19 protein-coding genes and 1 pseudogene are annotated in these 22,703 nt (G+C 34.9%); 1 reads left to right on the top strand and 19 read right to left on the bottom strand.

Translation table 11 applies throughout. The features are described from left to right. Positions 1-183: 183 nt before the first annotated feature. From I6N95_RS25795 to eno, 8 genes and pseudogenes are all read right to left on the bottom strand, one after another. Entirely contained in the window at positions 184-1,266 is a 1,083-nt protein-coding gene (locus I6N95_RS25795; RefSeq protein ID WP_209532904.1) for a hypothetical protein, read from the bottom strand. Then, entirely contained in the window at positions 1,250-3,784 is a 2,535-nt protein-coding gene (locus I6N95_RS25790) for a phosphoenolpyruvate synthase (RefSeq protein ID WP_209532903.1), read from the bottom strand. Before I6N95_RS25790 ends, I6N95_RS25795 begins: the two co-directional genes overlap by 17 nt. Next, a complete protein-coding gene (locus I6N95_RS25785; protein ID WP_209532902.1) occupies positions 3,784-4,689 on the bottom strand; it encodes a UbiA prenyltransferase family protein in 906 nt (301 codons plus the stop codon). The genes I6N95_RS25790 and I6N95_RS25785 overlap by 1 nt, the downstream gene beginning before the upstream one ends. Next, a complete protein-coding gene (locus I6N95_RS25780) occupies positions 4,686-5,555 on the bottom strand; it encodes a phosphatidylserine decarboxylase (RefSeq protein WP_209532900.1) in 870 nt (289 codons plus the stop codon). The genes I6N95_RS25785 and I6N95_RS25780 overlap by 4 nt, the downstream gene beginning before the upstream one ends. A 4-nt stretch (positions 5,556-5,559) precedes the next feature. Then, the gene (locus I6N95_RS25775) at positions 5,560-6,171 is read right to left on the bottom strand and encodes a CDP-alcohol phosphatidyltransferase family protein (protein ID WP_209532899.1); all 612 of its coding nucleotides are present in this window, start codon (positions 6,169-6,171) and stop codon (positions 5,560-5,562) included. Then, positions 6,165-8,696, bottom strand: a complete 2,532-nt coding sequence (locus tag I6N95_RS25770) for a PEP/pyruvate-binding domain-containing protein (RefSeq protein ID WP_209532897.1) — start codon at positions 8,694-8,696, stop codon at positions 6,165-6,167. Before I6N95_RS25770 ends, I6N95_RS25775 begins: the two co-directional genes overlap by 7 nt. Positions 8,697-8,706: 10 nt before the next feature. Next, entirely contained in the window at positions 8,707-9,300 is a 594-nt protein-coding gene (locus I6N95_RS25765; RefSeq protein WP_245249885.1) for a CDP-archaeol synthase, read from the bottom strand. 271 nt (positions 9,301-9,571) lie between these two features. Continuing rightward, positions 9,572-9,721: pseudogene (gene eno / locus I6N95_RS25760) on the bottom strand (phosphopyruvate hydratase); the annotation flags it as partial. A gap of 477 nt (positions 9,722-10,198) precedes the next feature. On the opposite strand from eno, the gene I6N95_RS25755 reads away from it, so the two are divergent. After that, positions 10,199-11,098, top strand: coding sequence for a toll/interleukin-1 receptor domain-containing protein (locus I6N95_RS25755; protein ID WP_209532895.1), 900 nt, complete (start codon positions 10,199-10,201; stop codon positions 11,096-11,098). A 648-nt stretch (positions 11,099-11,746) separates the two neighbouring features. Here the strand turns inward: I6N95_RS25755 and I6N95_RS25750 are convergent. The 11 genes from I6N95_RS25750 to I6N95_RS25700 form a co-directional block, all read right to left on the bottom strand. Then, positions 11,747-12,571, bottom strand: a complete 825-nt coding sequence (locus tag I6N95_RS25750; RefSeq protein ID WP_209532893.1) for a hypothetical protein — start codon at positions 12,569-12,571, stop codon at positions 11,747-11,749. A gap of 47 nt (positions 12,572-12,618) precedes the next feature. Then, the gene (locus tag I6N95_RS25745) at positions 12,619-13,200 is read right to left on the bottom strand and encodes a hypothetical protein (protein WP_209532891.1); all 582 of its coding nucleotides are present in this window, start codon (positions 13,198-13,200) and stop codon (positions 12,619-12,621) included. Continuing rightward, on the bottom strand, positions 13,193-13,816 hold the full coding sequence (locus tag I6N95_RS25740) for an AbiTii domain-containing protein (protein ID WP_209532889.1): 624 nt from the start codon (positions 13,814-13,816) through the stop codon (positions 13,193-13,195). The genes I6N95_RS25745 and I6N95_RS25740 overlap by 8 nt, the downstream gene beginning before the upstream one ends. Before the next feature lie 78 nt (positions 13,817-13,894). Continuing rightward, a complete protein-coding gene (locus I6N95_RS25735) occupies positions 13,895-14,716 on the bottom strand; it encodes a hypothetical protein (protein ID WP_209532887.1) in 822 nt (273 codons plus the stop codon). Positions 14,717-14,895: 179 nt separating this feature from the next. After that, the gene (locus tag I6N95_RS25730; RefSeq protein ID WP_209532885.1) at positions 14,896-15,513 is read right to left on the bottom strand and encodes a recombinase family protein; all 618 of its coding nucleotides are present in this window, start codon (positions 15,511-15,513) and stop codon (positions 14,896-14,898) included. A gap of 132 nt (positions 15,514-15,645) precedes the next feature. After that, a complete protein-coding gene (locus I6N95_RS25725) occupies positions 15,646-17,781 on the bottom strand; it encodes a hypothetical protein (RefSeq protein ID WP_209532884.1) in 2,136 nt (711 codons plus the stop codon). A 705-nt stretch (positions 17,782-18,486) separates the two neighbouring features. Further along, positions 18,487-19,575: a CFI-box-CTERM domain-containing protein gene (locus tag I6N95_RS25720; protein WP_209532882.1), complete on the bottom strand. Its 1,089-nt coding sequence runs from the start codon at positions 19,573-19,575 to the stop codon at positions 18,487-18,489. A 317-nt stretch (positions 19,576-19,892) separates the two neighbouring features. Next, positions 19,893-20,453: a hypothetical protein gene (locus I6N95_RS25715; RefSeq protein ID WP_209532880.1), complete on the bottom strand. Its 561-nt coding sequence runs from the start codon at positions 20,451-20,453 to the stop codon at positions 19,893-19,895. Positions 20,454-20,494: 41 nt separating this feature from the next. Further along, complete coding sequence (locus tag I6N95_RS25710; protein WP_209532878.1) at positions 20,495-20,752, bottom strand: hypothetical protein; 258 nt, start codon at positions 20,750-20,752, stop codon at positions 20,495-20,497. Between the two features lie 308 nt (positions 20,753-21,060). Beyond that, complete coding sequence (locus I6N95_RS25705) at positions 21,061-21,630, bottom strand: recombinase family protein (protein ID WP_209532876.1); 570 nt, start codon at positions 21,628-21,630, stop codon at positions 21,061-21,063. 117 nt (positions 21,631-21,747) lie between these two features. After that, positions 21,748-22,662 (bottom strand): tyrosine-type recombinase/integrase, encoded by a 915-nt coding sequence (locus I6N95_RS25700; protein WP_209532874.1) that lies wholly within the window; start codon positions 22,660-22,662, stop codon positions 21,748-21,750. Positions 22,663-22,703 lie beyond the last annotated feature (41 nt).

Raw genomic sequence — 22,703 nt, 5'->3', positions numbered from 1 at the left:
CTCTGATGAATGAATAAAAGAGAATAAAATAAGGTTCCAATCCCAAAATCAGGGATTGGACCCTTATTATTTTATCTCTAAAGATAAAAACGAAAGAAACCTATTCGTTTTTCAGCAGCCTCGCTCGTGAGTAGCCCTTCTCTTGTTTTTTCACTCTATAAATACGGCCAAACAGTCACCTCTTCATTCCTCGTCTGTTAAGACTCTTGCTAACAGGGCGTAGTGATATTGCCGTTCAATCTCTTGTTGCCAGTAACGTTCCGTCACTTTGCCAGCGTGAATAAAAGCGCCGATCGCCTTTCCTTGACGTCGCGAAAGCTCTGACATAACGTCCTGAATCAGGCCAATCCCCACTCCTCGATGGCCTTTTTTCACCCCCATGTAAAGCAACACATAATCTTTGCTGCGTTTCTTTTTAATAAGCATTTGCAGTAGACGGATTGCGTTTAAAGGTTGATATAATAGATTGCCGTAATCAGGCATGCCGATAAAAAAAGCAACAGCTTCCCCTTCTTTGTAGATCATCTTAACCATCGAAAAATCTAGGATATGCGCGTAGTTTGCGAAATATTCTTTAAAATCAATTAGTGTCAACTGCTTAAAAATTGGAAAGTCAGCATAAAGCTCACTGATTAGCTCATAAATCTCAGCAATCACTTTTTCCCAATCTGACTTTTTAGGTGAGACTAACTGATACCCTTGATTGACTAATCTCCCAGTAGCTCGTTGATAATCTTTTGGTCTATCCCGCTTAGGAACTGTCGGGTACTGATTAGACACATATCGTTCTGTAACATGAAACTGGGCTCTTTCCCAAAAATCCAAATAATAAGAAGGGTGATACGGCTCGGAAATATATGGCTGACGATCAAAATCACTAATCTTCAGCCGGTAACGAATCCAAAAAGAACAATCGACCGGACCTACGACTGCTTTAAACCCCATTTTTAAGCACTCTGATGCCACATGATCCAATAAAAGCTGGCAACAGTCAAACGCCTCAATGCACTCAAAAAAACCTAAATACGCCTGTTGATCTTCAGGATACATCGTGATGACACAACGACCACAAACCTCCTGAGCTTGATTGTAAACCAGAAACTTTCGCAATTTGAAATAATGACTTAAGATATGACGATTCGTCAATAATTGACGTTCCTCAGTTGGATTTTGAACCAACCACTGAGAGGCGTAAATCTTAGCTGGCAAGCTCAGAAAATCATTTAGATACTGCTCTTCCTGATTAAATTCAATGACTCGATACATCTGGTTGCCTCCTTGTAATTTTTCCTGTCAGCGCATTTAAGGTCACCCATTCATCATTTTCAAGCAGTTGAGTGACGTCTTTAACGCCAACAACCGCCGGGATTTGTAATTCTCGAGAAATAATAGCCGTATGAGACAACAGGGAACCCTTTTCGGTGATAATCCCTTTAGCCCGAGCTAATAGAAACACCCAGCCGGGATCTGTCATTTTCGTGACCAAGATCTTTCCTTGGGTATTTGCCATCGTTTTAGGATCTTCAATAATAACAACCTGTCCCTCAACAATGCCAGGTGAGCAAGGGACGCCAACCAGTTCTTTTGAGGTGTCGATAATTTTTCCCGAATCAATACTGACGACGTGTTTATCGAATTCAGTTGCCTCATAAATCAACCGCGAATAGGTTGGTAATTGACTAAACTGTCGATAGTCTTTTTTACGTTCCGTAATTCGCACTTTAGCCTCACCAGATTGCCATGTTTCGATCAGTTTTAACTCAGTGATCGTCAAGTAGAAGACATCGTCAACGGCCTCAATCACATCTTGAGTCTGCAAATTTTGACCGACTTGAGTGAATAGACTTCTGACCATCCCGTACAAGCGACTTCGATTTAAGCGAGAGCTCTCACGATGTTTAATACCAAGCATGGCTTTTCGACTCAATTGAGTTAGATGGCGATTGCCCTTAACTCTTTCTGGCAAGATCGTTTGATGCGCTGTCGCCTCTTTTGAAGTTAAGGCATTTAATAGCTCTGGCTCTTTCAGATAGTGTTGTAGCTCTTTAAACAAATTTAGAGGCTTCGAACGAAAGGTCTCTGTTTCTAACTTTAGCTCCTCCAACGAACGATCACCAAATTGAGTGAGATAGGTTCTCATCGCCTTCCCAACTAGTCCTTGGGACAAATATAAGTCTGCCTGCTCTGCTGTTTGGACCTGCTGAACTTCTTGAACCTGATTATCGCTGATGATTAGCCTAGCCAAATCCTGTAGCGCCACTATCGGTTTCATGCTTGCCAGCGACCCCATTCCAGAAATCAACTGGTTGGTAATTTCTTCATAGTTGTCAATCTTTCGACGTTTCATGGCCCGTTTTAACCAGCCCGTATAAAGAAAGGCATACAAGTCATTTAGCAAGGTAATATCCCAGTTAAGCAGCACCTTTTCTTTCAGCTCATCGTACAGGGCAAAGACGTCTTGATTGCTCATCTGGTGATTAAATTGCGTGATAAACAGCGCTTCAATCGCTTCAAATTCCTGATTAAGCTGATCCATTTCTATTGGTACTTTAAAGAATGATTTGAGGACATTGCCATAGGTTTTAAGCCGTTGACCGAATCTTAAGCTAATTCCAGTATTTTTAGTGGCAGACTGTTCAATGCCCAACATCTCTTCCCAAATCGGAATAATTTTTTTGTGCAACGGCAGAAAACTCAGCAGAGTGTACCAATTACTGATTTTGTAATAAACACGACCATTCACCATCGCCACCATTTCAAAGAAAAGCGACTCGTGTTCCTCGATTACTTGGGAATTTCCGACACTGCGAAAGGCCAGCCCTCGGAAAACACCGGCATACGCTTCCTGAATAAATGAATAACTTAAAGGTAATGTTAAACCGGGATAACTTTCCACGATATTGCTATTATCTAAAATCGTGCCGATCTCGCCAGATAATGTAGTAATAGGGCGAGCTTGCAATACATACAGTTGACCCTCTTGCCAAGTAAATTCGATGTCGACTGCTTGGTCAAAATGTTTTGCTAATTGTTCCCCAAGTTGAATGAGTGATACAAGCTGTTGAGAATCAATCAGTGGCCCTCCAAGCTGTTGTTCGTAATAAAATTGTTGATCCGTTACATGATAATAATAAGTAGTCGTCGGCACTTTATCCAAGACCACCTGATCGCCTGTCCCTGCACCTATAACGACAACCGCTTCATTTAGTAATCCTTGAGGGTTGGCAGTAAACAGAATGCCTGAAGTCTCGCCGATGATCATTTCTTGGATAATCACACTCAATGACAGCGGCATCAGGTTTACTTGCTTTTCACGGCAGTAGCGTAAAACATTCGCTGCAAACTGAGAACAAAGACATTGAAGGACAGCATCAGGTATTTCTTCCGGTATTACTGATAATTGTGTGTCAAATTGACCGGCAAATGATGTTTCCACACTATCTTCCTGACTAGCAGATGAACGAACAGAAAAGAGCGGCCCCTCTTCTTTGGAGAGCGCCTCTTTCAACTCTTGAAAAAAATCACTGGTCTTTAAACAATCACGTAGAACTTGTTGAAGTGACAGACTGATCTGTTCAATCTGCCCCTCATCAACTTCCTTTAGCTGCTCCAATAGTTGAGTGATCTTCATTAGAGACGAGTCGTCAACATAGGACTGGATGGTCGCCGCTGCCAGACAACGCAACGGCGGCACTGGAAAGCCAGCTTTTTGCAATTCAAAAAGAACCTGAGCTTTCCCTCCAATAGCGATCCCTTGATACGTTTCTTCATCAATTAATTTCATCATAGGCGACCCACGAGTAGATAGATAATCACGACTAATACCATTAAGGTTTCCAAGAAATACGTATATCGTTCAACTTTCTCCACTAAACGAAAGGCTGTTGGGTCTTTCAAAAACTGCTTTCCCTTTAATAAGAACCAGATCAAATTGAGGACAATCACCACCGTCGCAAATTTATTTAAACGAATGGTTAATAAAATATTGGTTACCACATCTGCTGCCGTTAAGAGTAAGACAAATTTTGTCGCCTTTTGATAGCCAAAAATACTGGAATAGGTCACGTAGGCTGTTTCATCTTGAGGTGCGCGAACCTTTCGAGAAATTTCCCAAATCAGGGCTGGAAAGTACAAGGTTAACATCACTAAAAAACTGGTCCAGGAAAACAGCGAGACCTGGTACTTAAAACAAGTAAATGAAATGATGTAGGCATTCATCACCAATTGGACTGGATTATGGGTCACCAAAGCTAATATCAGGTTAGGCTGAATTTTACTTTTCTGAAAAAACCAAACAGACATCAACGTCCCGTAGATAAAAAGAAACAGAAAGAAACCAAAATTATTCATCCAGATCAGATTGCTGATAAAAATAAAGGCAATGGCTACCACCATGACTTTTATTAAATCCTGCTTCTGGACACGACCAGAAGGTAATGCCCGTTCTGGAAACAAGCGTCGATCGGTTTCATAATCTTTAAAATCGTCCACAATTCGTAAAAGCATTAAAAAAATAAAAATGGTTAAACTGCCAATAATTTCCGGAATCCCCACTGAGATTTTTGTCAAAGGCACTTGATAGTTTAACAACAATAAAAAATAAATTTCAAAAAACATCACAAAGGCTAAAAACAACCTTGGGATAATCGGGTACATCTCTTGATAATAAATTGCCAATCGTTTAATCATTTCAGACACTCTCCCATTTTTTCACCGAAGGATAGTAAACTCTCTACCCCTTTTTGACTCCACTCCCAGATATCAGGATCGATTGTCACTTGATTTTCTTTAAACAACAAAATGATGGTTGAACCACCATAACTAAAATAACCTTTTTCTTGGCCTCGCTTGAATGTCGTTAAGGGATGATTGGTAATCCGTCCCACCAATAAGGCACCGACTTCCACTTGAGTTACTTTTCCAAAATTAGTCGTTTCCAAGACCGACCAATGACGACTGTTCTCAGCGTAAACTTGGTGCTTGCCTAGAGAAATCGGACTGACGGTATGCAGCCGTCCTTTAATACTCCTTTGTTCGCCAATCTGACCATCATCTAAATAATGATAACGATGATAATCAGTCACAGCTAACCGTAAAACCAAACATAATCCCTTGGCGTATTCCTGACTCAGCTCATCATTTTGTAACAATGAGCCAATGGAATAAGGTTGTCCTTTAACCATAAACGTTAAGTCCGGTGAAATTGAGTAAGCTAACAAACGCCCGTCAGCTGGCGCGATCAGCGCCCTTGGTTCAGTGTCGATTGTTCTAGCTGTTGGTTTCAATTGACGAATAAAAAAGTCATTAAAACTGTCATAGGTTGTCTCTTGATAATCGGCCATCTCAATTTGATAGGTTTCGATAAATTTAGGAATTTTTTTTGCTGAACGCCGACTCTGATTGCCAAGGCTGTAAAGAATCGAAAAAATTGGCGTCGTAATGACTGTTTTTAGAAGTAATCGACCTAAAAACGTCTCATATAGAAAGCTCAACAAGCCAGCCTGATATTGAGCTTCATCCATCACTTTTTGGGTTTTACGTTGGTATACCTTCACACCCTCACCTCCAAGTTAAAATCAAATAAGAGACTACCAATGAAAGAATGCCAAAAAAGAGATAGGACTTTTTACCTGGCTTGGGAATCTTAATATTCACAATAAATAGCAAGGCAATCACTAAGAATAGCCCACTATAGACAAGTGAAAAATAAGAGGACAAAACCAGTTGCAAAAGCAACCAGATCGTGGGGAAAAGCAAGGCACTATAGGTGACTGGCAACCCTTGAAAATGGGTTTTCGCCGCTGGTGAACCACTTTTGGCCATCACATTAAAATGAGCCAAGCGAGTAATTGCTGCCAAGGCATAAATAATATACACCACTAGCTGCCACCAAGCTCTTAGCCCCATGCTATAGGACAGGATAATCGGAAAAGCCACAAAGTTGATCATATCCCCCAATGAATCAATTTCCACGCCAAAATCCTTTTGATAGTCGTTTCGTTTAAACAAATTAGCAAATTTACCATCAAATAGATCACAAATCCCAGCAAAAATAAAACAAACTAAACCTAGCTGACTATTACCATTTAAGGCAACGACCATGCCAACAATCGATAAACAAATACCGATATAAGTGATTAACACCGTTTTATTGTACGTTCCTATTACCATCTTTTTTCCTCCAACTGATCTTGATCATTCACCGTGACTTCACCTGTCCCACCATCTATCGTAATTGACATGCCGGTTTTAATGAGGCTCGTCGCTTGTTTGGCACAAACAATACAGGGAATCCCGTACTCTCGGGCACAAATAGCTGCGTGACACAGGACACCTCCTGTTTCCGTCACCAGTCCTTTTAAAATTGCAAACTTACTTGTCCAACCCGTATCAGTAAAGCGCGTAACCAAAATATCGCCAGGCTGTAACTCTTGAATCTCCTCAACTGATTCAATCACTCGCGCAACCCCCGTCACCCGTCCTTGATTGCAGCCAATTCCTTGAATTCCCTGATCGGCAGATTGAGTGATCACTTCCTGCTGCTCTTGGTAAATAGCCCCAATATCTTCTGGATTTTGAAAATGACGAAAACTTTCATAGTAACGCCGACCTTCTTCAAGCTTGTTCTTTAACGTTTTTTCTGACACGCGACCTGCAGCAAATTGACTGATCATTTCCCACTCCAACAACCAAATATCCGTTGCCGAACTTAAAATCCCGCGCTCCTGATACCATCTGGCCAATTTTAACGTATATAAACGAATCAATGAATAATAACGAGTGGAAATATCCCGAAACTCCTCCCGCCACCATAGCAACTGACGCATTTTTTCGATGTCTTTTCGGAAGACGACCATTTTTCTGCCAGAAACTAGCGTCGCCAATTTGCTCAATCCTTCTTGATAATCAACGAACTGTCGTTGTTGACTGATTTCTGGTGAATACGATTCATCTAACTTTAATAATTCTTGGATGTGTTGAATAAAGAAGCTGGGATCTTCCCCGTATGAATCACACTCAATCCGTAATTCTCTAGCTGAATGATAGCCGAATCGAGTGATTAAGGCATTTAAGCCCGCTGCTTCTGGAAAATCCTCACCAGTCGTTAAGCACTCTTTGATTGTCGTTAACGATTGGCTTTGCCAAAATAGCAGGGCCGTCGGTTCAGCCAAGATCTTACGAGATAACTGCCACATTTCTTCAAAGGGCAATAAATGTGAGACCCGATCTAATCCGCCTAATAGAAGCAAATATTCCTGATAAGGCAAATACTTGGCTAGCTTCTCTTTAAATAATGTCTGCTCCACTGTATTTAAATAAACTTGTTGAAAATAAGTCTTTTCGCTTTTGGGATAACTGGTTTCGACCAAGACCCGCCAAGCTTGTTCCAGTTCTTTCCCCTCAAGACGTGACAACTCTTCATGAGCCGCTTCATAGGTGGCCAAAAGGCTGGTTCGCTGATTTTCTGCATTTTCCAAGCAATTTGCCACGCGCTTCTTTTGAGCAAGAGCCATTTTTAAAATTGGCCACAAAAGGGCTAATTTAAACGCAGTAACTTTTCCGGCACCAGTATAGCTTTTCGTAATCCCCAGTTCATTGTCAAAATCATTCTCCTGATAACCGGGAAATTTCGCCATTGCTCCCTTGACAACCCCAACATTCCAGTATGGGCGACCGTATTCGTAACGCAATAATGAGCCAAACTCATGGGCCTTGTTGATTTGACCTTCAATCAGGAAACTACCTAAAGCTTTGTCCCATACCGAATGGTACAAACTCCACATAAACGGGGTACACACTTGCGCCGATACCCCCCCATCCCTAAAATTGGCCGTTGTCCACTGGCCTTCAATGCCATTAAAAAAGATCGTCGTAATTGCTCTAACTTGCAGAATAAATAGCTGGTGATCCCTAATAGCAAATTCAATGTCACAAGGATACCCCAACCAGACCTGGATGTCCAAAAAGACCCTGACCATCTCATCTAAGATTTCTTGAGCAATTTGCTCTTTCTGCTCCCCTTGCCAACTATCTTCTCGCCACTTGTAGCGGTAAGAAGTGGCCTCCACAAAACCACCAACTAATTGTTCACCAGCTCCTGCTGCGATTTCGACGACTAGTTGGCTATCATCCCCACTAACAGGATCAACAGTAAAGGCAACGCCACTGTAGTCAGCTTCAACAAACTCCTGAACAATCACACTCATTGCTAAATGAGTTAAGGGCAACTGATGATCTAAGACATAATTCAAATTAGTTTCACTAAACATTGATTGATAGCACTTTTTCACACTAGCCACGATCTCTTCAAAACCTACTACTCTTAAAAAGCTATCATATTGCCCAGCAAAACTATAGTCAGCCAAGTCTTCCATCGTTCCACTGCTGCGGACAGCATACAATTGATTTGGCAAAAGAACGCCGGCTAATTCGCTTAAAAACCCTTGATCAAATTCTCCTACTTGGATCAGCCTTTGAATTTCTTGGCAAACAGCTGTCACCGTCTCCTTGGTTACATCAGCTAACAAATGAGCAATTTTTTGCTCATAATGATTCAATTGCAGAAACGCCTTATAAACACTTTTATCAATGACGAACCCTGCCGGCACAACGATCCCTTTTCGGGTTAAGCGCCCTAACATACTCGCTTTTGCACCACCAGTTGTTCCGGTTAATTGTTCGAACGTTGTTATCATAATACCTCCATTAAAAAACATTTTTCCTAATTTTAAGCCCATACAACAAAAGATTAACACCGATATGTGTTAGCCCTCCTAAAAAAATAAACGCCACATATAATCCGAGACTCATGGGATAGACAATTGCCAAGACAAGCACGCATCCAATTAGAGAATCAATTTGATCTAGAACAAAAAAAAGGATTCTTACCTTACTCGTTGCTAATTTTCCTGGGATGATGCCTGACCGCCGTTTAATAAAACTATTTGGCAGCTCACACAAGGCGTAGGCCAAACCAAAAAGTGCTCCCATCACGCCATTATAACGAAGGGTATTCTCATAGGCCACATAAAGAAAGTTACGGTCTGCTAAAACAGGTAACCAATGACAAATCAAGCCCCAAAAAATGCCACTAACTGCCCCGAAAAAAAGATAACCTAGCAGCCCTTTCCAAGTTTTATTATTGCCAAACAAGCGCCGCCCATCTTTTAGCGTTTTATTTTGATCAAGGGGCACTTCCAAAAACGCAAAATAGGATGTTTTGCACCAGATCATATTGAAGATGCCTGCTAAAATAATCGGCATCAGTGTAATATACATCTGTCCTATGGTTTCAATCATGACAGGCCTTCTCTCCTATTCTTTGCGATAAAAATAAGGGTGGTTCAGTTTCACCATCCTCATTTTCCATTTATTAATTATTCAAACGTGTTATCTTATTTTATCATATATTCTTTTATAAAGTGCTTGTTTCCTTTTATAAATCCGATTATCGAACAAATTAATCTGATACTTTAGCTGATTCTGGCAATTTTTTAATGGAAGATACTTAAAAAAGCCTCTAATCCTAGAATTAAAGGCCCTGTTATTAATCTTTACTTTGACTTAGAAACTATTTGTTTTTTAAGTTGTAGAAAGCTTGTAAACCTTTGTACTGAGCAACGTCACCTAATTGGTCTTCGATGCGTAATAATTGGTTGTATTTAGCAACACGGTCAGTACGTGACAATGAACCCGTTTTGATTTGGCCAGCGTTAGTTGCAAATTACAAGCTTCAAAAACGTTGATATACCAGTGTTTTCTCAATGTTTAAATTGTTAACTTAATTATAATTGATTTCAAAATAAAATCAAGTACAATATCGAATGTATTGCTAAATAGATATAAAAAATAAATAACAAATAAATCGAATTGATGAGGATACTAGCTATTTAGGGCCTGGTCTACGTACTAGCGGAGTTTTTCTTCAAATATTTAGTGTATAATCCATTATTAAAGCAAAATCTATCTAAAATAATAGCACAGAATAGTAATGAATTGATTTAAGTAGGATATTGATAGTACTACACATACTCTCTACAAATAAGCACTTTTTTATCCTTATAATTGTATCATGTAAGTATTTAGATATTGTGCTACTTTTTAAGAGCCGTATTATTTAATACATTTTTCACTATGTATTTTGTTCTATATTATTGATATAATTGACACAATAAGAATAAATGGAGGTCTTTAATTTATGAGGTATGGAAATAAATATATACAGTCACTTTTTAATCTAATCATCACTAACGAAAATGGTGCATGGAAAAATGGAGTTTGCTTAATTAAACTTGATAGATTTCTTGAATCAACCCACGGAAATGAATTTATAAAAGGTAATACTTCACTTTATGGTAAATATCTTGAACAACTCAAACAGTATCCATGCCTCTTCCTATACGAAAAAGATACAGTCGACCATTACAACTTACCTACAATGGGATACCTCGGTTTAATCAAGGAATGTTTTATTGAGAATGACAAAATAGTAATTCATTATGAAACTTCGGATGAGCTTTCCAAAGAAGATATACTAACACTACAGGATGGTCTTCAAATTGGTTTAAGGGGGTACGGATTCAATCGAACTCATTGGGCTGTTAAAAATGGTAACATTTACAACATTATCGATAGTCGTAGACCTATGTTAGAAAATCAAAATATCGGAGCCAGACCAAAAGTTTTTCTTTCTTATAGCTGGGAGTTTTCAGAGACAAAAGATAAAGTAAGGAAACTAGCAACTGTTCTAAAAGATGAAGGCATTGAAGTAATTTACGACGAAACTCATGTCAGACCTGGCCAAAGTCTCAATTTTTTTATGGAGAGAATTGACCGTGATAACCACAACAAGGTTTTTATTTTCTGCGATAGTTCTTATTTAGAGAAAACAAAATTTCGCTCAGGTGGAGTTGGAAAAGAGGCTCAACTTTTATCTGACTATGTTTATAACAATCCAGAACAAACAAAAGTGGTTCCTTTATTTGTTGATAATAATACATGCCTTCCTTCATTTTTAAAAGGCGTTTTTGCACTTCATCTAAGCTTTGAAAACTGGTCAAATGATATTGAAGATATCTTATATGATATCTTCCGTTAAACAACTAAGATTATATTAGGGCTAAGATTCTTTATCACCTTAGTTTTTCTGAAATATTCTATTACTCATTCTCATAATATTTTTATACCTTATATTACGATTTAATGGCTCTATCCAGATACAATATTCGCTTTATCTTTTTCAAGTAATAATAAACTTCTTTATCTAATCAAGCTTGAATGCTTTTTACCAGCCGTGTGAAGAAATCGTTCTTCTGCAAATTTAAGGGGAATACTTTTAAAAAATAGCAGTAGAAGATTACAATAAATGGAAACGAAATATGAGCGTGAAGGCGTGAGAGGGAATCATATCACTGTTATTTTTTAAACAAAAAGAGAGTGGTCAATTCTTTCGCCGAAGCGTCATTTTGGAATACCGTCTTCATCGAGCTTGTTAAAATAAAACTAATCAATCCTATTTATAGGTTAATTAAATCATTTTTGAAATCAAAAAAGCTCTCACAAAATAAAAAAAATGTGAGAGCTAATTTTTTTGTTCAGCTAAATTCTGACTGTACTTAATTACTCGGTCAGATAAGACTTTCTTTTATTTGAAGTAAATCATACCATAGTAGCTTGGTTTATCACATTGTTCAAAATAGATTGTTATGTACTACTAACTAGGATGCATTTTTTAGTTCGTAGTATCTTACTTATTATACAACTTTGCAACCTTACATTCTTGTTCGATTAATAAGATAGCTCTAGTTAAATTTTTCAATACGCTTGCTTCTATTTGAGTAACAGTTGGCGATTCTAGACTACCGTGTCCCGCGGTCGGCTCAGTGTTTCTTCTTTTATATACATCCAAAATATAATCCAAAATTGGTTCAGGTAATACAGAATTTTTTTTATAACATCCAAAAAAAGAGCCTAGAGTTTCTTTTTCTACTTTAGGATTATTACAAACATCTTTCGCAAGAGTTTCGTAAATTGTTGCGCTTGTATGTAGGACCGAGGTATAATCCGCTTCAGAAAACGCTAAATCCATTCTTTTAATTAGTGTAGAGATGTTTGGAATTACCTCAGCTTCACTAATGTCAATATTATCTAATTCATCTATTTTTATACTTAGACAATCGTTAGTTATTTCGTAATAGAAAATATATCCATCCTCTTTTAGAATAGCATTTACTTTATCTGAGCTAATTAACCCTTCTTGTAAAAAATCTGCAATTATCTCAATGAATTGTATTGAATTACAATCATGCATCATCAACTCAATCTCAGACTGATGCCACATAATCTCTGTGGGCTCAAAAAAACCATTTGTGTCTACCTCAAGTACATATTTAGGTTTATTTGTAACATTACGAGCTATATTTATTCTTTTATTTAAATTATACAATAATTGATTCATATCCTCGCTCTTAACATCTCCTCTAATTAAACGAGTCATCTTTTTCCTTGTAGATTTAGAAATCAACTCAAACTTTAATTTCTCTTCCTGTTCTTTTGATAAACTTATAAACATATTCTTTCCTCCTAATACTTAATATTGTGTTAAATAAAATCAGAATTTTATCTAGACTGTACCATCTTTCTCCATTCAGAATCAATTTTGGTATTTATGGTTTTCCATCCATCAGGTGTTTCAAATAATATTGATTCTCTATACTTATCTTTTGTATCAAAATAACCAATTTTTATTCTATCAAACTCTTCATTTACATCACTCATCTTAATCGTAAAGTTTAATTTATATCTTCTAATCGATTCAGGTTCTAATAAAAAGGAATACACTCCCTCATCTCCAAAATAATCCGTTTTTTCACTGTTCGATGTGTGAGTAACCTGAACCATGTTTTTTATTCTTTTATTGTCTTTATAAAGAAACAAATTCAAGTCTCTCACTATTTCATTTTTCCCTTTAGTATTTTGAATTTCAATCCACAATGGTATTAAAAGTATTATACCATTACTTGATTTATCAATTCCCCATGGTTTAGATGTAATTGAACTATAGACTGACTTAAAATAGATATTTATTTTTCCTTTATTTTTTTGATAATTGGAAATATACAATTGGATTAACTGTACACACAAAGTTGTTACTAAAGATATCAATGCTCCTATAATCAACAAGTTAATATCTCTATCCAATATATTTTTCCCCTACTCCATCATAATAAATCGTACTGAATGTGTCACGTATTTTTTCAACTTTATCCCTTGTTATCGCTTCAGATTCTATGTCTAAACTGTCCAAATTACCAAATTCTTTTTCTAAATCTAATAGAATTAACAATACTTTATTCTTAACATTGCTAACTATGCTTGAAAGTGCAATTTGACTGTACTCTTGAAAAATTTTATAACACTTAATGCCAGTTTCTTCATAAATTATTCCTGAAAATTGGGTCAAATCTATTCCTATCTTACTTTCATCAACTAAAACTTTTTCTATTGTGCTAATACTTTCTATAATTGTGGAGTTTTGAATTTTTTCTCTTACTTCCACTGGAAAAGCTGTAATTGGTAATGTTTGATTCGTCATTTGAAAACGACCATTTATACCAGAGTATTTAATGACCTGACTTACATTTTTACGGTAATTAGGAAGGATAGTTATGTTGCTATATCCATTTAATTCACCTGATATCCACACTTTTATTTCATTAATATCTAAATCATTCGTAATAATTAGTAATCTTTGTAAAGTTTCCTCAAGACTTATTTTATTCGTTGCTAAATCTTTTATAATCTGACTTTTTGTCAATATATTTCCTCCTCGTATAATTTTAGTCTTACAATTAACAAATTACGTTATCATACTTTTAGTATCTAGCCTTCTCAACTAATTAGAATCAGTATAATTAATTATCTTCTCTTTTTCAATAAGCTTTTTAGCTAACTCAGAAAGAGTTTCCTCTCTTAAAGACTCGTTTTTTATTTGTGACGCTAGCACATTTCCTAAGTATGCCTGATTAGTTTCCAACATACCATATTGATTCATATTTGCTGATTTAATTGTTCTAGTATAAATCACGATAAATACCGCCCCTGTAAAATCAATTAAAACCCCACTCAGAAAGCCAAAAATTACTACCAGTGTATCAACTGACTTTGGACTGAAAATGATAAACAACAAAGTTAACATTACAATTATAGTTCCGAGAATAATTATATTTTTTCCTAATTTAAAAATTTTATTAATATGCCCAAAATTCAGCTGATAATATCTATCAAGGTCGGCTTGACTTTTACTCAACTGTCTAACCGCTCTTTCTTCCTGAGTCATTCGAGTTATTTCATCCGCAAATAGCTGGTCTTCCGTAACAATTAAATTTTGATATGAAAAATCTCTCTTTTTTTTATCATTATCGTTGCTTGCAAAATTTGTAATTAAGCCAAGTAAGCTAATAATAAGTAAAAGAATTAAGACGAGAAAAAAAATAAGACTATTTTTACTAGAAACTGAGATATAATAGAATCCACTAAATGTTAAGACCATAAGTATTGTCCAACCAAAGCTCCAATTTTTTCTAAACTTAATGGATTCATCATATGATTCCACTTCATTTGTGAGGAGTTTTTTCCTCGAATGCAAACTTTCAATTACTTCTTCTACAGAATCAGTCTCAGTCTCAATTTTTTCTAAAATTTCTTGTTTAGTCATAATTCATCCCTCACCACTCCAATATTTTTAACTCCATACCAACTGCGCTCAGCAAAAGATAACGTAATCCTCTCAAAGCGATTAATTTCTTTAAATATTTACATTTTAACGAGTCACAACTATTTTCTTCTTGAAAAAAAATCATCAGTAATCTACTTTGAAAATTAGGGTATTTCACACTATCTAATTAACTCATTGCGTCCCAGCTCATCTCTAATCCGATAAATCGTATTCCTAGCAACACCTAAATCTTTTGAAATTTGAGTGATAGGAACATCTTTCCCCAACATCTCAACAATCTTTTTATATGTTACACGTTTCTGTTTATCAGTTGAGTCAGCACTATACGCCAAAGGACGCCCTTTATATTTACCTTTTTCTTTAGCAATCTCAATACCTTGCCTCTGCCTCTCACGTATCTGTTTACGCTCATTCTCAGCCGTATACTTGAACAATTCAATGATTAGGTTATTCAACAACCTTCTAAGGTTATCGTCCTGTATACCACTCAGAGAAGGCAAATTGAGGATTTCAAGTGTAGCGTTTTTTTCCTGTATTTGATTCATGATATAAGTGACTTCTTTATTATTACGTCCTAGACGGTCAAGCTCAGTCACAACTATTATATCACTTTCTCTGATATAGTTTAACATCTCTTGCAATTTTGGGCGATTATTATTTTTACCGCTCAGTTTGTCAGAGAAAATCTTAGTTACGCCAACACTTTCAAACTTTTCATATTGCCTCTGTAAATTTTGTTCTTTGGATGATACCCTTGCATAGCCTATCTTTGTCATAGAAATACCTCTCTTTTGAATTTATATATAATGAACATGTATATTGCACACCTTGAAACCATTATATATCAACGACTTGCTATTGTATAGATAGGGTACACTCAAAAAGCACAAAAAACCAAGAAATTAATCTTAGTTTTTTGTGTTTAAATCCATGTATCTAAAAAAATATTTTATTATCCCTCTTTTCAAACGAAACTTTCTTGTTTTATGATATTGTTCGCTAATTTCTTTCTGTATTTTATCTGTCTCTCGTTTCAGACTATTGAATAGTTCTTCACTAAAATATCTTTTATTACCTTCTAATATAAAATCTATAGTACTTAATTTCGTTTCTAAATCATCCTCTTCATGAACTAGATTTTCTATTTCCCAATTAATTAGACTCATCATTTCATTAAAACATTCTTTTTCTTCACGTTCATAGTCTAATTCAAATGTTTTTATCGCACGCTTACCAGACTCATTTTTAGATATAGCATTTATTTTTCGTTGCCCCAGTTGTTTTAGTTTTAAATCTTTTGTTTCTCTGTACTTTCTATAAGCTCCCTTTGTAAAGGGGGTCTCATTGCTAATGATTGCAACTGCTACAAATAGTTTTGGATATTTGTAAACCTCAGAATCTTCAATCCCCAACTCTCTCAATTTAGACTCATGACTATTGCTACCTTTTAACGTTTCTAAAAACCTATCATTTTGCTTTTTATTTTCAATTTCTTTATTTCTATCATATTGTTCATAAACAATAATAGTACTGCTTTTAGTGTCCTCATGATTATGTTCAGTCTTCTTAGGCTCCAACTGGTTTTCATCATTCTTACTTTCTAAAAATTCTAGCCAACTTGGTTCTTTTTGCTTTTCAAGATATCTATTTTCCAGCTGTTCCCGTATTTTTTGGTGTAACGTATTCAGTTTTTGCTTACCTAATTCTTTTATCTTCTTACAAGAAGTTTCTTTATAAGCTTCGTAACTTTCCTCTGTATGTTCATAATAATTTTCCACAATTCTAGCAAATAAATTGATATCACCCAGAATGCGCATATCATTAATTTGTCTATTATTAAATAGTTCCTTACTGTTGTCCGAGAGATAGACTTTTTTTACAATTTTCTCTTTATCTCTTTTTTGCTTTAATTTTTTATTTTCTCGATAACTTTCTAATAAATAGCACACATTATTTTGGGGATTGCTTCCAGAATCGTACAAACCTTCATTACTAGTATCGTGAGCATTTATCTTAAACAATTTATTATAGAATTTTTCGCAAAATAATGCGTATTCATCAAATTTTTTTAATCTAAATGTTACAAATTCAACTGGATTTGGGTCGCCATCTACTTTATATTTATTTTGTCTTTCAGTAGCAAGCCTAATAAGTCTCTTTTCAAGTCTCTGGTTACATTCTACAATATCAAAATCATCATTAACTAATTTCTTATTATCAGAAAATACATATTTTTCAAATACTTGACTATAATTATATAATTCTTCCATTTTCTTTTTTATTTCGCTATCTTTTTCACTTCTTTTCAAATCATCAGCCAATGATTCTCTATACTTTTTCCTTTCATCTTTAAAAACATTAAATTCTTCTTCAGAAATATTTTTGAAGCTGGGCTTTATTAATTTTTTGTCTTCTTCTTCATCGTAAGTAAAATCACTATATGAATAGTATGATTTACTATAATTTACACAAACACTATCTAGAGCTTTTACGACATATTGAGTTGCTAGAGATTTGAACCACCCTTCATAATAATTAATCAATGTGTCACAATCTATTTCTTGCCTACTATTTTCATCCAAGTGCTCTTCTACCATCATCAGAGCATCTAAATCAAAGTAATTTTCTACATAACAATTTCTAACACTTATATCTACATCAGATAAATTAAAAGCATTTTGAAAAATTTGCTTTACGGTAAATCCATTTTCTACCTCTTTACCTTTCCCTACTATTTTCGTAGGTTCTTGCTTACCAATAAAATTAAGAACTACATTTAAATCACCTTGAAGTATCACAGGCTTATTTCCATGAGCTTTATACACATCAGGAACCACTTTCTTATCTTCTACTATAAAATGAGAGGGTTTCCCTTTCTTTCCACTAACATAAATAACTTTATGAAAATGGTGCTTCAACTGATTTTCTATAGATATTTTAATTTTAGTACACATTCTTCCATTTGCCTTTATTGAGTTGTATGAACTTTCAGAAATTAACGATTTATCCTCATTTAACAAACTTTTAACTGTAATTATTTTCATCCTACCTTCTCCTTTTATTCTTTGTTATATTTTTGCAAAAAGCTGTTGCACAATATTGCAACTACAATCACATAGTCTTGCTAATATAAAACATTATTCATGATTTTGACAACGAGCCTTTTCAATAGGCTATCCTTAGGCATGTTCTCAGACATAAAGTCTATGATTGTTGCCACAACTCATTGGCAAATCTATTGTTATTTTATTCACATCTATTTCTTTGCGTAGTTGTGCACTTTCATTCTACTGTGAACATTTGTGGTACCTTTTACTTCTTAATACACTGTATACACTATTAAGAAGTAAAAGGTACCAGTTAATTTATTCACTAAATTGATATCCTTATTATTTTACATACACTTAATATTCCTCCTTATAACAAAAAAAGAAAGTAGCTCGATTTAACAATTGATGTCATCAAGCTAAGAACTATGTTTTGATGTTTTGATGTTTTGATGTTTTGATGTTTTGATGTTTTGATGTTTTGATGTTTTGATGTTTTGATGTTTTGATGTTTTGATGTTTTGATGTTTTGATGTTTTGATGTTTTGATGTTTATCCGAGGTATTATACCACATAAATTACTATTTACAAGTATTATATCATAAATTCACAAAAAAGTCAAATTTGATTTCCACGGCTTATTTTATAAAATTAAGTACACATGCTTTATAACTAGTTCGAAAACCGTGGAATCCTATTGATTTAACTATCTTCGTATTCTGTGGAGCTAACGCCTATCAATTGTAACCGTTTAACAAATTTATCTAATATGAGTTTACAAAATCCATTAAATATTTTGTTTTCTCCAAATACTCTAATTATCTTTGGACTGACCAAATAATAAAATTTGATAAAAAGCCTACCTACAACAGACTTGTTTAGTGTCTCATCTCTAAATCTTCTCAATGTCCATAGTTCAGAACAATCATAAGTTTTATAGACTGACGTAGCTATATAACAGCCCTGAGCTTTAGTCATGTCTCTATCCTCTATCCTTGGTGGGACATACTCAGGTTGAATTGATTTAATGAAAGCCACTTTCTGTTGGTAGATAGTAATATATTTTTGTCTATTAGCTAGTGACAACTGATACTCTCTTTCTAGCTCAGTTCCTTTTACATACATCTTATATTTTCTAAATTGACATATCTCTATACAAATCGAAATGACATTCTCAGCTAATGAAATTTGAAATTGACTAATACTTAATTTAAAGTATCTGCTTAAATCGAAACAATACGTATACGCTTCACTACAAATTTGTAAACGTCGAATTAATTCAGTAGTTGATGACTCCATTTCCCAATATTGATTATAATGATTAAAAGCTATTTCTTGATACGAAATTGTAACTGAGTTAACAGCACTTACAATTTCTATAATATGTTCGGTCTTCATTTTTTCTTGCATATCTGCTTTTAAAATGATATTGATAGCATTTTTCGCTGAATTGACGCTATCCATCAGTTTAAAGCTGGCTAAATTTGATAATTTAGAAGAACAAATTCCATAATAGAAAGTAGCTTGCCAATCTTCTGGATTAATTTCAAGAATTTTGCTGTAATATTTTTTTGCTTGTTCAAAGTCAGAACTATTATAGTATTGAATTGCTAGTTTTTGAAAATTATGTAAGTCAGTAGTCTTATCAATAGATACATCAACAATGCCCTCTACTGTAATTTTTTTTGCTTCTTCTGGTGTATACTTCGTTTGACAATGATTACACACCCAATAACCATTTTCCTTTGTAAAATCATTACTTCCGCAAAGTTCACATACTATTTTTTTCATTTTATTCTCCTTTTATTAACCTGACTTACTTAGTATTCTCATATATTGTCGATAAAAATGATTATTTCTAGATGAATTATACTTTTTTCGAAATACTACTATTCAATACAAGGTAAAACTAAGATATCTTTCCTATTCCAAACTCCCGACTATAAAAAACATACCCTCCTACAATAGACCTAATGAAAGTCGGCCAAATAACTTCTTTTATTAGTACATATACACTGCAAATTGCCACATGCTCAAAACCTTATAGGTAAGGGCTTTTGAATTTTTCTGAAATAGTTGAGCGCTGGAAGTGATATATCCCCTAAAAATCACTCAACTTCTATTTCGTCATTGGTGTATAACGGGTCAAACTCAAAAGTTTCTTTTTCATCAGAAAATTTTACAAAGTATTTTGGAATACCTGCAAGCACTCCTCTATGCCCTTTGAATCCTACCAAAAACAAATCTGGATAGCCATCTGAATTTATTTGTATACTCATACCGTCTTCACTTACTTCAAAATAATTACTTCTATAATTCAATGATTCTTCATCAAAAAAAGCATCTTTTCCTTTTATTTCAATTTTTTGAAACATTTTTTTTGTTTCTGGATTAACTACATGTTTAAAAGTTAACTCATTAGCATATACAGGAAGTTTAGATTTCAACATTGAATAGCCAAAATCTTCTTTTTCTTTATCAAGTGAAGTTGCAGTCTCATCTACAAGAGCCTTGAATAACTTTTGATTCAATTCTCCTTGGTTATAGAGTTGATAAACATCTACTAATTTCGGTCTAAAATCTACATCATTCTCATTTAGAAGTTCAGGCACTTCGACCCAAATATAACCTGTTTCATCTGAACTATAATTAGCAAACCCTTTGTACAATTCAGATTCGTGACTGCTATCATTTGTTATTAGGAATCCTGTTATTCGGGATTCTCGTGAAATGCCCCATCTTCATCAGCTAAGATTTCTAACCAGACTTCGTCACTTAATTCTTTTGTAAAGTGCTCAGATATTGTTTGCCCTACTATTTCTTCATCTATTTGGCTATTCACTGTCTCTGCTATAGATTGACTTTGAGACACGTCGTTAGCGCTTGATTCCTCGATATTCTTTGTGTCGCACGCTACTAGCGTTAACAGACTTGACAATAGTATTCCAGCTAAAACTTTTCTTTTCATTTTATTAACCTCCAAATATTTTTTAGTTGGGAGATATAAGTGGTATTACCGTTTCCGTAAAATCAACTTTTCCATTTTGGTAATAACTACGCCCCCTGTTATAAAAACTATTTATTTTTTCACCATTGCTGACACTGTCTAAAACGAACGTATTAGCTAGTAGCAGAATGAATGAAAAAAAGAACCTCACAAAAACAACTTAAACAGTTGATTTCATAAGGTTCTTGAGAATTTAATAATGAAATGATTTCATTTTGTCAAAAACGTTCGTTTCTGACTTTAATTATACGACATTTCATTATGTTTAATCAACCACTGGTATTATTCAATTTGTAAAGCTTAATAATTCTATACACACTGCTCTCACTGATAGATAATTCTTCTGATATTTCAAGGGCAGTTTTCTTATAGTCATAGTACATTTCAATAACACTTTGTTTAATTGCTCCATCCAGTTTGGGTCTTCCCCCTTTATTGGGAGACATCGCCAGTGCTTGTTTCGTGCGTTCTGAGATGAGCGATGCCTCCATCTCCGCAACAGCTGAAAGTATAGTAAAAACCAGTCTACCAGTCGGCGAGGACGTATCTATACCTTCTGTAACAATGCTGAGATGAATCCCTCTATCATCTAGTTGACTGATAAGATTCACTAACTGTTTGGTGCTTCTGCCAAGCCTGTCTAGCTTATAAACAATCAACGTATCACCCTCTTCAAGTACGTCAAGAGCCTTGTTTAATTGTTCCCTGTCTTCTTTACGACCAGAAACCTGTTCAATGTACCATAAGTCTGGTTTGTAGGCTGTAAGAGCCTCACGTTGTACTTCAATTCCTAGTGTTTGCTTGCCTGTGCTCGTTCGCACATATGCTACCTTCTTCATTTTAAGACCCCTTTAACTTACCTGATAGTTTGTTATTGGTGTCAGCAATAGTGAAATGGTTGTAAACATAGACATCAGTGTATTTCACTATCGCTGGTATTGTCAATGTTTAATTAACTAGAATGTAGTTAATGGCGTAGTAAGTAGCCCTTTCTCAATGATTTCATCAGAAGACATTGACTCTATATAGCGCTGTGTTATCTTGATATTAGAATGCCCTAGTATTTTTGACAGTGTATAAATATCTTGACCATTTTTTATACTAGTTTTTGCAAACCAATGTCGGCAAGTATGTGGACTGCATCTGATTGTATTTCTAATTTTCGTATTCGTAGCAATTTCTCTAAAAATGATTTCAATTGTTGCATTTGTTGAAATCTGCTTCCCTTTACGAGTCAGTAATAAGGTATCATCGATAGACATTTGATTCAACTTCAAGCAATACTTCTCACGCTCTCTACGATACTTTTGGATTTCCTTTTGTAATTGATTGCTAATTGGAATCACTCGCCACTTATTCCCTTTGCCACACACTTTAAGATAATTCTCGTATACATGAGCATCTTTTATAGAGCGAAGCTCTGCACATCTTAGTCCCGTATCTAAAAGAATATACACTATCAACTTATTTCTCATATTCAAAAAGGTTTTCCTCTTAAAGTATGTAAGTAACAGCTTAACTTCATCATCATTAAAAGTATCAATCACTGTGCTTGGCTCCTTTAATAACTTCACTTCCAAAGTCAAATTAACTTTTATATAGTTTTCTGAAAATAAATAGTTATAAAACGACTTTACTGCCTTCAAAACAGTATTAATATATGTTTCTTTGTAATTCTGTTCCATCATGGATAGTATAAAAGATTTAAAATGAATTTTCTTAATATCTTCAATTTTCTTAAAATCGTTTGAGATATTCAACCATCTCCAAAAAACACCAATATTCATTTCATAAGTTTCAATAGTTCTTTTGGATAAATTTCTAATGCGGCAATCTAAAATAAACTCATCAATTAATTCAGTAGATAACACGAAAAAGCCCTCCTTTCTAATTGTAATTAACAATTAAAACA

Origin of the sequence: Vagococcus allomyrinae (assembly GCF_017829975.1) — a bacterium.
GTDB lineage: Bacteria > Bacillota > Bacilli > Lactobacillales > Vagococcaceae > Vagococcus_D > Vagococcus_D allomyrinae.
Note: the sequence above shows the minus strand (reverse complement) of the source record. Positions and strands in the feature narration are given on the sequence as shown.

What these genes read in the sequence shown, in the direction of transcription:
- I6N95_RS25795 (WP_209532904.1), bottom strand. Translation starts at nt 1,266, where the DNA reads ATGTATCGAGTCATTGAATTTAATCAGGAAGAGCAGTATCTAAATGAT.
- I6N95_RS25790 (WP_209532903.1), bottom strand. Translation starts at nt 3,784, where the DNA reads ATGAAATTAATTGATGAAGAAACGTATCAAGGGATCGCTATTGGAGGG.
- I6N95_RS25785 (WP_209532902.1), bottom strand. Translation starts at nt 4,689, where the DNA reads ATGATTAAACGATTGGCAATTTATTATCAAGAGATGTACCCGATTATC.
- I6N95_RS25775 (WP_209532899.1), bottom strand. Translation starts at nt 6,171, where the DNA reads ATGGTAATAGGAACGTACAATAAAACGGTGTTAATCACTTATATCGGT.
- I6N95_RS25770 (WP_209532897.1), bottom strand. Translation starts at nt 8,696, where the DNA reads ATGATAACAACGTTCGAACAATTAACCGGAACAACTGGTGGTGCAAAA.
- I6N95_RS25765 (WP_245249885.1), bottom strand. Translation starts at nt 9,300, where the DNA reads ATGATTGAAACCATAGGACAGATGTATATTACACTGATGCCGATTATT.
- I6N95_RS25755 (WP_209532895.1), top strand. Translation starts at nt 10,199, where the DNA reads ATGAGGTATGGAAATAAATATATACAGTCACTTTTTAATCTAATCATC.
- I6N95_RS25750 (WP_209532893.1), bottom strand. Translation starts at nt 12,571, where the DNA reads ATGTTTATAAGTTTATCAAAAGAACAGGAAGAGAAATTAAAGTTTGAG.
- I6N95_RS25735 (WP_209532887.1), bottom strand. Translation starts at nt 14,716, where the DNA reads ATGACTAAACAAGAAATTTTAGAAAAAATTGAGACTGAGACTGATTCT.
- I6N95_RS25730 (WP_209532885.1), bottom strand. Translation starts at nt 15,513, where the DNA reads ATGACAAAGATAGGCTATGCAAGGGTATCATCCAAAGAACAAAATTTA.
- I6N95_RS25725 (WP_209532884.1), bottom strand. Translation starts at nt 17,781, where the DNA reads ATGAAAATAATTACAGTTAAAAGTTTGTTAAATGAGGATAAATCGTTA.
- I6N95_RS25720 (WP_209532882.1), bottom strand. Translation starts at nt 19,575, where the DNA reads ATGAAAAAAATAGTATGTGAACTTTGCGGAAGTAATGATTTTACAAAG.
- I6N95_RS25710 (WP_209532878.1), bottom strand. Translation starts at nt 20,752, where the DNA reads ATGAAAAGAAAAGTTTTAGCTGGAATACTATTGTCAAGTCTGTTAACG.
- I6N95_RS25705 (WP_209532876.1), bottom strand. Translation starts at nt 21,630, where the DNA reads ATGAAGAAGGTAGCATATGTGCGAACGAGCACAGGCAAGCAAACACTA.